Here is a 9,772-nt window from a genome sequence, read left to right on the forward strand (position 1 = left end):
TCTCATTGACCACACCCCCTAAGGTTATTATAGGTTCTACACGGAGATTTTCCAAACTGCTTAGGGGGCTAAATAGAAGGGATTTTCCTCCTGGGCCAGGTTTAAGTAAGGCAGGGGCTTATCTCCACCGATATCCAGTGTACGAACAACTACTGGTCTACCTTCCATAAGCTTTAGTACTTCCCGGTACGTTTCAAATTGTTCCTCTTCGCTGGGGGGCTCCTCACGATCTATGAATAAAAACTCCGTCCGGAAAAGTCCGATCCCTTCCGCCCCCTGTTTTATAGCTACTTTCGCCTCCCTAGGTTCCCTTATATTGGCGGCAAGTTCTATCCTTTTACCATCCCTGGTCGCTGCAGGACCACCAGAAAGCAGGAGTTCCTGCTGTTCCTTAAGCTTCTTCCTTTTTTCTTCGAATTCTAGGATGAGCTCTTCACCGGGATTTAAATATACTACCCCCTCTGTACCATCCAGTATCGCTACGTCTCCATCGTTTACTTTATCCATGAGCCCGGGAAGGCCAGATATGGCAGGGATCCCCAGGGCCCGGGCTACAATAGCCGCATGGCTAGTGGGTCCCCCCTTTTCAGTAAGAATACCTCTTATAATTTCGGCTGAAAAGAAAGCTGTCTCTGAAGGCGTCAGTTCCTTAGCTACCACCACTGAACCTTTAGGGATCTCCTCCGTCCTTCTATGCCCACCTGCTAAGAAATTTATAAGCCTATTTCCGATATCCCGCATATCTACTGCCCTGGCCCGAAAGTATTCATCCTCTAGGGCTTCAAAGGTCTGGGCTACCTCTTCTACTGCTTCCTTCACCGCCCAGGAAGCATTCTTTTTTTCTTCTTTAATCTTGCTTGTTATTTTGTCAGTCAAACTGGGATCCTCAAGGATAAGTAAATGGGCTTCAAAAATTTGGGCCTCTTCTTTCCCTATTTTTTCCCGAGATTTTAAAACTAGCTCTTTAAGGTCTTCTTTGACCTTATCAAGGGCTTCCTCTAACCTTTTCATTTCTCCTGGTATCTCTCGTTCAGAAATAGTCCTCTCAACAATATCAAGCTGAATACTGCCTAGCTTGTAGATTTTTCCTATGCCTATTCCTGGCGATATCGGTAATCCTTTAATCATCTTCTATCTCTTCTCCTTCTCCAAATTTGCTGTTAATCAGGCTCACTAAAGCGTCTACCGCTTCTTTTTCATCTTCTCCTTCAGCGGTTATCACTATCGAAGTCCCTTTAGTAACCGCAAGGCTTATTATCCCTAGTATACTTTTGGCATCTGCTTGTTTATCCCCTTTATGCACTGTGATTTTGCTTTTAAACTTTTTGGCCTCCTGAACAAAAAGACCAGCCGGCCGTGCATGGAGGCCTGTTTCGTTAGTCACAGTAACTTCTTTTCCTATCAAGGTAACTCCTCCTCCGCAAGCTTTCAGCATCTTAACCTAAAGCTTTAAAAGGCTAGCTGCTTCCCTATCTATAATGGCTACTAGCCTAGGATGGAGCTGCAGAACAGAAGCAGGTACCTCCGGACTTACCTGCCCCTGTAGGGCTCGAGCTACAATGGACGCTTTATTCGCACCACTAGCTAGCAGCAAAATCTTATCCGCCCTCATTATAGTCTTTATCCCCATGGTAATGGCCAGTTCCGGGACATCTTCTTCTCCCTCCAGGTTCTTCCTATTATCTTGGCGGGTCTCGGGGGTCAACCGGACCAGGTGAGTCGTAGTGTTCCACGCGGTTCCCGGTTCGTTAAAGCCTATGTGGCCGTTAGTTCCTATCCCCAAAATCTGCAGGTCTATTCCTCCAGCCCTCACTATAGCTTCCTCGTACCTCCGGCATTCCTCTTCTACATCCTTTGTCTGGCCGTCCGGGATATGGATGTTTTTTCGCGGGATGTTTACATGCTTAAAAAAGTTTTCCCACATGTAAAAGTGGAAGCTTTTTTTATCTCCCGGGGCAACCCCATAATATTCGTCTAGGTTAAAGGTGGTGACATGGGACAGGTCTACCCCCTCTTCCTGGTGTAAGCGGACCAACTCCTGGTAGAACCCTAGGGGTGTTTTCCCAGTGGGCAACCCCAACACCAAGGTGGGTTCTTTCGTTATTTGTTCAGCAACCATTTTAGCAGCCTTCTTGCTTAAGCTTTGGTAGTCTTCAACAATTATTATCTGCGGCAGCATAGAGGAGTGTCGGCCACCTCCGTTATACAAGCAATTCAAAAAAACTTTCCCCATTCTCTGGCCGAATTACCCCGAAATAGTCGGCAATCGTGGCTGCTATATCTGAAAGTGTAGGTCTTTCACCTAGATTACACGGTTTTAACCCCTTTCCGTAGACTAGCAAGAGGGCCTTTTCCCGTGTATGGTAGCTATGGCCTATAGTGGGGTCATTCCCATGATCACCCGTTATTATTAAGATATCTTCATCCTCCATCTCTTCTAAGACCTTGCCCACATAGGAATCCACTGTCATTAGTTTTTCAGCGTATTTTTTCGGGTCCTGGGAATGACCAGAAAGATCAGTCTCCTGCACGTTAGCAGCTATAAGGCCGTCTTTCTGGTACCTTAACCTGTCTAGGATGAGTTCCATCACACCAGTTGTGTCTACCATGGGATAATAATCTGCACCGGGGCATTCTATTACATCGGCCACCTTCCCTATCAGAGAGACAGCAAAACCAGCCCTTTTCAATATCGTAGGTATTTGAACCGCAGGATCTACCCCGTAACCCAGGTGCCTTACCATGTATCCCCTTTTATATACCCCTGACTCGGGGCAATCAATACCGATAATATTGTTCCCCTTCACTTTTACTGCCCTTAATATATCCTCTACAGTAATGCCACTGCCGCCCAGCACTATCACCCTGGCGACCTCTACATTCTCCCTGACTATCCTGCCGATCTTTAATTCTTCCTCAAAAGAGATGTAGTCCAGGGGCGCAGTTACGTTATAGTTTTGGCCAGGATCGGCCTCTATGTTATCTGCAACAGTTACCAAGTTATTGACAAGAAGGAACGGGTGGTCAGGGTCCGGGATTTTTACTTCATAGCCGGCTTCTTTCAAGGCCTTTGCTACCTGATCGATGTAATAAATAAAAGGCTTAACCCTTGGTCTTCGGGGTCTGCTTCCCATTATCTCTTGGTGGCCCTGGTAGGTATCGGCTCCGAAGTGCGCAAGCTTGCTCTTACCAAAGCTCGCTAGCGGCATGCTAACTCTTTTAATCTTGGGGGTATCCACTAGATAACCAACGCCTAAGGCTTCAAGGTTGGGTAAACACAGGTTGTCAACAGCCTCTGCCACATGTTTCAAGGTGTTGGCACCCTTATCCTGGGGCCTCACCCTTGCCACATCGTCCATCTCGCCAACACCCAGACTGTCGATAACTAAAAGTATGGCTCTTTTCATCCGTTAACTTCATCTCCTAGGGCATTAAAAATGCCCAGCAATCTGGGGCTCCCACTCTGTATCCCGTCTATTACTGCAATTTTAGATCTAGTAACAAACGCCTGGGTCCTGAAGGAAAATATCACAGTATCACCTACGGCCAGTTTATTTCCACGAGTTATTAACGGTACATAATAGTCGATGAAGTCTGGGGCGGGTTCCTCTACATCCAGCAAGAGGTCTCTTTCAGGAATGTAGGCCTTTTTTATTTTGGATCTGGGATAAAATCCACCTCCGAAGACATAGGCATTACCCTCACTTCTATGAGAAACCTCTGTGACGTACACTATAGCTTGCCCCTCCGGCTCTCCTCCATGAGAATGGAGCGGTGTAGTGCCTGTCAGGGCATGGCCCGGTTCACCATGGGTAATTCCTATGCCCTTTAAAATAGGTATGGAACTTACGCAGGTAGCGCTCGGACCATTAAGCTGGGTGATAGAAAATCCTAAAGCTTTTAAGATATCTGCCGCCTTTCTAATGGTGAATACATTATTAGTGGGCTCTATCTTATGAGTCTCTTCGTTATATAAGAAGCAAGGAAAGGAGGTAACCCCTACAATTCTGACATGATGTAATTTCTTTATCTCATAGGCCATCTTCTCCAGGTCTTTAAGCTTTACGCCCCCTTCTTGCCCAGGGTAAAAGTAATCGCCATCATCAATAACCCTTAAAAGTATGTCTTGCCTCATCCTTAATTCCTTGGCGGCCTCGTTTACTTCCTCAACCTTCTCCAGGCTAAAACAAGTAATTACTTCTGGCTTCATCCTCAGAGCTTCTTTCATTGAGGCCTTCGGAATCTGTACCAGGTGCCCTAGATGACCTATTTTGATGCCATGTTTGTTGAGGATCCTGGCTTCGTCCATGTCCACAGCCACTGCTTTTTCGATACCAGCTTGTACTATGGCCTGGGAAATAAGGGGGTTTCGACCGAACTGCTTGGTCATGAAATATAGTCTGACCCCGTATTCCTTTCCTGCTTCTGCTATTTTCCGGGCATTTTTTCTGACCATATCCAGGTCAATACAATAAGTGTTCGGCGGTATCAGTCCATCTCTATGAAATTTAGCTGCGACATTAACCAGCTCCGGATTATTCTTCAAAGTAGCTTGTAAAAACACTTGCATCACCTGGCTTTCTTAATGGCCTCTCTCAATATCCTTAATACAGTTTCGCTTCCTGCCCGCAAGGGATTAACCCTTATCATGCGATCCTTAATTTCGGGATCAGCTTGAATGAAAGTCCCCGATAGCCGGTAAAATAGAGGTGTAATCTCATACCTAGACTCTGCCCCCACAGGATGAGTGGCAGCACCCAGTTTATCGGCTTCTTCTATGACTCTGGCAGCTATCGCTTCCTCCAGCTCTACTAGAATAGTCCTGGACTGTGCGTTAGTGATGTAAGCTCCTTTGGCACCGGGTACTTCGCCTCTATTAATGGCAGCCGCAACTTTATCTATTTCCTCGGCCTGTATGGCCGCCATAACCGGTGCATACACCATAGACCTTAAAGCATCAAGGGCCTCGTACCCTTGTACTTGGCAGCCGCCCGAATAATTCATCTCCCTAATACTCTCGATCACGCGCTTATCTCCCACAACGCAACCTATACCCTCGGGTCCTAGGAGTTTAAATAAAGAGAAACAAGAGGCCGTAGCGCCTACCTGAGTACCTATATATTTCGTTTTAAACACTGTATAGTTTTCGTCGGTGACTATAGGGATGCACGACTTCTCCCTTATGGCTCTTATCAATTCATAGATGTTATACCGATCGGAACTTTTCTGCCTGGAGTGCTGGATGTACACGAGCTTGATATCCGGGGTAAGGGTCTGAAGCACTTCCTCCGTATTATTCATATCTACCCTTACGGTATTAAGCCCCATAAATTCCATGGTGATTGAAGTGGTGGGGTAAATAGGCGCATCGTGGATTAGGATCTTATCTCCAGGCTTGACAAGAGCCTGCAGGGCATAGCGTATAGCCCCGGTACCCGCTCCCCTAACTAACGCCGCATCTTCTGCTCCAAAGAATTCTGCTATTACCTTCTCCACCTTAGCAGTAGCCCGGGGCCGACCCAGGCTGGGCACGACCCCGAGATCTCCCATACTTAAAAATTCAGTTCCTGTAAAATGGCGTGTGATAGTATCTACCAATTTAAATTGAAGTTGTTTAGCTTCCTCCAAGGATAAGCACTCTAAAGGAAAAGTCTTAAAGGAAAAGTATTCCAATTTTTATTACCCCCCTTGAAAGGATAGGCTTGGGACATTCCTATTTGTACGGCCGACCCAAATCAGAACGGGTATCCCTCTCATCGGCCGAACCAACTAACAGTTATTTGCTATTTAGGAGGTAATGGCAACAACCCAATGATGACTAAAAGGTTGGCAAGTAATCCAGCAACAATCGCAGTAACCGGCCCAATAGCCATTCGTGTGATGGGTGCGCCCGCAGCTTCGTTCAATACATAGGCTCCGGCCATTACTAAAAAACCCAAACCAGGCATAATAGCATCACAAGCTATACCACCGCCAATAAGCAAAGCTACCTCAAGGACGCGGGTCATGGCTGTTCGAATATTGTCTGCTGCTTTTCTGACTCCAGGAAATTTATCTAAAAGGGATCCGACTAACGCCAAGCTTAGGGCTTCAGCAGACATAACAACAGCCCCTAAGATAAAGGCGATGACTGGAGAGGGTGCCAGAAGTCCCGCGGTGGCGGTAAACCCAAAACCGTCAGTTACAAAGACCCCGGTAGCAAGAGCAGTTGTACCCTTGAGAGGTATAAAAGATAAAGCCCGGGCAATGGTTATCCCTAATGCACCAGATACATCGTTCTTACCCAGAGCTACCAAAGACTGGGGTCCTTCCATCATAATGTGGAGGTTAGAGGCTAGTCCGTAAACAGCACCCATTAGAGCTATAAACGGAAGACTCCTACGTATGCGATCTGCACGAACACTAAAAAAGCCTTCAAGGGTAATTCCTGTTTTATCTTTTGGCTCACGTAAGGCCCACAGTACAAGCACCAACATACCTACAGCCAAGGCAAGCCCGTCCGGTTTAGCCATACCCGCTACTAACCCGATCTGCCGTCCGACAAGAGTTAAAGCAAAGGTAATCAACCCCGGTTTGATACCATACTGAAAGCTAACGGCCAGTGCTGGAAAGGCAGCAAAAGAAAATACCACTGGATCACCAATTTTACCCATAGCATCAAAAAAGTTGATCGGTAGTTTAGTCATCAAATCCGCAAAACCTTTTAACCCTAGAGTTAAAAGAATACCGTAAATGGCACCTGCTACTGCAGAGGCAACCAAACCAATAAGTGACTCCGGTTCCCGTAGACTTGACCCTGGTCTTCCTGGCATGGCGACTCCTATTACATCTGTTCCCAAGAACAAGCAGTGTACTAACAGGATAGGGTACATCACAGAAAACGGTATTCCGAAGCCAATTATGAGGCCGAAACTAAGTGCAAAGGCCACCGCTACAAGTTCTTTGCGCGATATGCGCCCCTCAATAAATTCCGGCATAATAGGCCTTAGGCCATCATGAAATACAGCTACTCCACGGTTGGCCAGCATAGAAGCTAATGCACCCGCAAGAGCCACCACAATTATCTTAGTAGTCATTAAGGTATTCACCCCTCTGCTTAAACAACTTTATTCTTTTGTCTTGTCAAAAATAGCCTTCAAAATCATGGGTACTGCTTTATCAATATGGTCACTAGTGAAGCCAAAAGCGATCTTCCCCTCCTGTACCGCTTTAACCACATCCTCTTCCCTCGGAGGTCGGCCGGGCATAGAAATGGTGGCACACTTTGTACCTCCAATCAATGCCATGGCCAGAGCCAGAGCACCACCTCCTCCCGTAGCACAGGCGCCGAAATAATAATCAGCCCTCCCACTTTTTACTGCCATGGCAGCATCCACGTCAGAAAGTATACTAACTGTTACCTTTTCACCTCCTGCCTTCTTGATGGTTTCTGCTATCTTTTGTTTATCTATAGCGCCTCCTACCGCAATCCTAATCAAAGAACTAACCCTCCCTTTCAACTAAGGCACAAAGATGAAGCAGTATATACCCTTTTTCACCGGTAGGAAGTTTAACCCTACCTTTTTGTTCAATAAAATCGATAAAGCTCTTCGCGAGGCTGTAGCCGCGGCTGGTTTCCACCTCAGCAAGCATACGAGGTGTCAATGTTTCTACCTCTTCGCCCTTTTTAATTCGTTCTAGCGACATGGCAAAATGGGTTAAGAACATCTGACCTTGCTCATCGTCTAATTTCACCCCTCGCTTGCTTAACCAGTCTGATGCTTCCAGAACCAACTGCTTAGTGTCGTGACTTATAACGCCTCTATCGTAAAGTAGTTTAATCCTATCTGTCATGGCCAATAACAATTGCCTCCGTTCAATGTACAGATTTTTGTCTAATCGTGTATGAAAAATTTAGTAGCTAGGCAACATCTCCCCTTTTAAAACCTTTATCTGGATATCAAGCACATAATTCCTATCAATAAGCCGCCTTAAAATATCACCCAAACCCCAATCTGATTTCCTGACTACTAACACTGCTTTGGTTCCGTCCTCCTGAAGCTTTACAGCCTTAGGATTTCTTAAATCGTAATACGGAATATGGAGGTTTCTATCTTCAATTTCGTCTATGTTCCATATCGCAGCGTCTATCTTTTTATCCACAAGGCTTCTTAAAATTTGGTTATAAGGAAGTTCTACATATTCCACATCTTTTCCCTCACACTCATAACGGGTGAGAATAAGGTGGTCTATAGAGCTATTATCCAAAGCTATCTTCATGGCATCTTTTATCTCTCGCTCTCCAGGACTAGAAAACAATACCTTGTGGCCTTTCACATAGGAATAGGGGCCGAAATCGATAACTATCTCCATATCTTTCCCTGACGCTATATTTATGTCGGCTGCCAGCTTAGACATTATAATAAAGTCATATTTCCCTTGTTCCAGAGCTTCCTGCCTTCTATACCCTCCCCTCATATATGCGAGATTAAGTGGAATATTGGCCTTTTCAAAAGCTTTATAAAGACCAGTAGCCAGTCCTTCATATCTGCGCGAATAGGGGAGAGGCATGGCCCCTGTAACGCTCCCCGCCCGCGAAATTTCCCACAACTTGCGGTAGTCTATTTTGTTTATGTACGTCCCCAGGTGCCCCCTGGGCTCCAATTCTACAGCTCCTATCTCTTCTAGATACCTTAGAGCGGATTGTACTGTACCTCTGCCAAGGTCCAACTGCTCTGCATAGTGGGCTAGTGTCTCTATTCTATCTCCATTTTTTAATCGCATGAACTCTCTCGCCAGCTTTAAGACCGCTATCCCGTGTTTTGTGAGGAGTTCTTTATTAACCAATTTCTTCACCCGGCCAATATCCAAGATTTTGTTTATTGGTATTCGCTATATTAATTATAGCATGTGTGATGAAATAGTCAACTACGCGCGGGCATCCCCACCTATGAAAAACCGCAATCCTGATTTTAGATGATTTAGGCTGCAGGAGAGGGTATTTCTGTCATTGTTTGCTCTTCTCCTACGAGAGACGTAATTTTTTGCGGCAAATCCTTGTCAACTTTGTACGGCAGCGCCCTTTTGTGCATACGGCGTATTCTCTTCCGCCGCACGTCCTCCCTGAGGTGGCGATACTCCGTGTTCTTCGTCAGCATGGCCCAGATGATGGTGAGTAGCTTCCTTGCCGCTGCTACGATAGCAATCTTATGGCCTTTGCGCTTTTTGAGCCTTAAGTAGAAGTCTCGCAGAGCGCCGGGCTGTCTCACCGCCGCCTGGGCGACCTGAATGAGGATCCAGTGCAACATGCTCCAGCCCGCCTTGGTGATGTGCTCGATGTACCGGATCTTGCCCGACTGGTGCGCCGAAGGAACTAGCCCGGAGAAACTGGCAAGCTTCTTCACCGCTGCAAAACGCTTGATGTCGCCAATCTTGGTCAGAATGCTCAAGGCGGCCAGAACATCTATTTGTGGTATGCCAGAAAGATTTCCATTGCGGGCAGGATTATAGCCTTGTGATTCAGCTCCTTCTCTCAATGCCTCTGATTTCCACCTCAAGGGCCTCAAGGACTTTAAGGCTTGAGGTCAGCACTTATTTTCTCCACTTTGGTTAGTTCCTCAAACTCCCGGAGGAACTGCTTGTCCTTTAACCCAAACAGGTCGCTCACCAGTACAGTTACAGCATGCCGGGAAGGAACAGCATGGATGCGGTTTTTGCGGGCTGGCCCCCTAATTATGGAGATTATGCCACAAAGGATTCCGCTTTCATTAATTTGCTCATGAATGCTTTGTGA

General features: G+C 46.3%; 12 protein-coding genes. All 12 read right to left on the reverse strand.

Translation table 11 applies throughout. The features are described 5' to 3' along the window. Window positions 1-60: 60 nt before the first annotated feature. Window positions 61-1,128, reverse strand: a complete 1,068-nt coding sequence (gene ptsP / locus AC1BI1_RS14865) for a phosphoenolpyruvate--protein phosphotransferase (protein WP_476718089.1) — start codon at window positions 1,126-1,128, stop codon at window positions 61-63. Next, on the reverse strand, window positions 1,121-1,405 hold the full coding sequence (locus AC1BI1_RS14870) for an HPr family phosphocarrier protein (protein ID WP_476718090.1): 285 nt from the start codon (window positions 1,403-1,405) through the stop codon (window positions 1,121-1,123). The genes ptsP and AC1BI1_RS14870 overlap by 8 nt, the downstream gene beginning before the upstream one ends. Before the next feature lie 36 nt (window positions 1,406-1,441). Further along, window positions 1,442-2,179 (reverse strand): glucosamine-6-phosphate deaminase, encoded by a 738-nt coding sequence (gene nagB / locus AC1BI1_RS14875; RefSeq protein ID WP_476718091.1) that lies wholly within the window; start codon window positions 2,177-2,179, stop codon window positions 1,442-1,444. Window positions 2,180-2,201: 22 nt separating this feature from the next. Next, entirely contained in the window at window positions 2,202-3,407 is a 1,206-nt protein-coding gene (locus AC1BI1_RS14880; RefSeq protein ID WP_476718092.1) for a phosphopentomutase, read from the reverse strand. Continuing rightward, complete coding sequence (locus AC1BI1_RS14885) at window positions 3,404-4,564, reverse strand: YhfX family PLP-dependent enzyme (RefSeq protein ID WP_476718093.1); 1,161 nt, start codon at window positions 4,562-4,564, stop codon at window positions 3,404-3,406. Before AC1BI1_RS14885 ends, AC1BI1_RS14880 begins: the two co-directional genes overlap by 4 nt. 5 nt (window positions 4,565-4,569) lie before the next feature. Beyond that, on the reverse strand, window positions 4,570-5,673 hold the full coding sequence (locus tag AC1BI1_RS14890) for an aminotransferase class V-fold PLP-dependent enzyme (protein ID WP_476718094.1): 1,104 nt from the start codon (window positions 5,671-5,673) through the stop codon (window positions 4,570-4,572). Window positions 5,674-5,783: 110 nt separating this feature from the next. Next, window positions 5,784-7,076: a YhfT family protein gene (locus tag AC1BI1_RS14895; protein ID WP_476718095.1), complete on the reverse strand. Its 1,293-nt coding sequence runs from the start codon at window positions 7,074-7,076 to the stop codon at window positions 5,784-5,786. Between the two features lie 30 nt (window positions 7,077-7,106). Continuing rightward, entirely contained in the window at window positions 7,107-7,478 is a 372-nt protein-coding gene (locus tag AC1BI1_RS14900) for a DUF2620 family protein (RefSeq protein WP_476718096.1), read from the reverse strand. Between the two features lie 4 nt (window positions 7,479-7,482). Beyond that, window positions 7,483-7,833 carry a PRD domain-containing protein gene (locus AC1BI1_RS14905; RefSeq protein ID WP_476718100.1) on the reverse strand — a complete coding sequence of 117 codons (351 nt, stop codon included), beginning with the start codon at window positions 7,831-7,833 and terminating at the stop codon, window positions 7,483-7,485. A 60-nt stretch (window positions 7,834-7,893) separates the two neighbouring features. After that, window positions 7,894-8,835 (reverse strand): GntR family transcriptional regulator YhfZ, encoded by a 942-nt coding sequence (yhfZ, locus tag AC1BI1_RS14910; protein ID WP_476718097.1) that lies wholly within the window; start codon window positions 8,833-8,835, stop codon window positions 7,894-7,896. A gap of 125 nt (window positions 8,836-8,960) precedes the next feature. Continuing rightward, complete coding sequence (locus AC1BI1_RS14915) at window positions 8,961-9,536, reverse strand: transposase (RefSeq protein ID WP_476718098.1); 576 nt, start codon at window positions 9,534-9,536, stop codon at window positions 8,961-8,963. A gap of 14 nt (window positions 9,537-9,550) precedes the next feature. After that, window positions 9,551-9,772, reverse strand: a 222-nt coding sequence (locus AC1BI1_RS14920; RefSeq protein ID WP_476718099.1) for a hypothetical protein, incomplete at its 5' end; no start/stop codon positions are given.

This window comes from Thermanaeromonas sp. DSM 22490 (genome assembly GCF_056378755.1).

Coding starts and splice junctions, on each gene's coding strand:
- ptsP (WP_476718089.1), bottom strand. CDS start 1,128: ATGATTAAAGGATTACCGATATCGCCAGGAATAGGCATAGGAAAAATC.
- AC1BI1_RS14880 (WP_476718092.1), bottom strand. CDS start 3,407: ATGAAAAGAGCCATACTTTTAGTTATCGACAGTCTGGGTGTTGGCGAG.
- AC1BI1_RS14905 (WP_476718100.1), bottom strand. CDS start 7,833: ATGACAGATAGGATTAAACTACTTTACGATAGAGGCGTTATAAGTCAC.
- AC1BI1_RS14895 (WP_476718095.1), bottom strand. CDS start 7,076: ATGACTACTAAGATAATTGTGGTGGCTCTTGCGGGTGCATTAGCTTCT.
- nagB (WP_476718091.1), bottom strand. CDS start 2,179: ATGCTGCCGCAGATAATAATTGTTGAAGACTACCAAAGCTTAAGCAAG.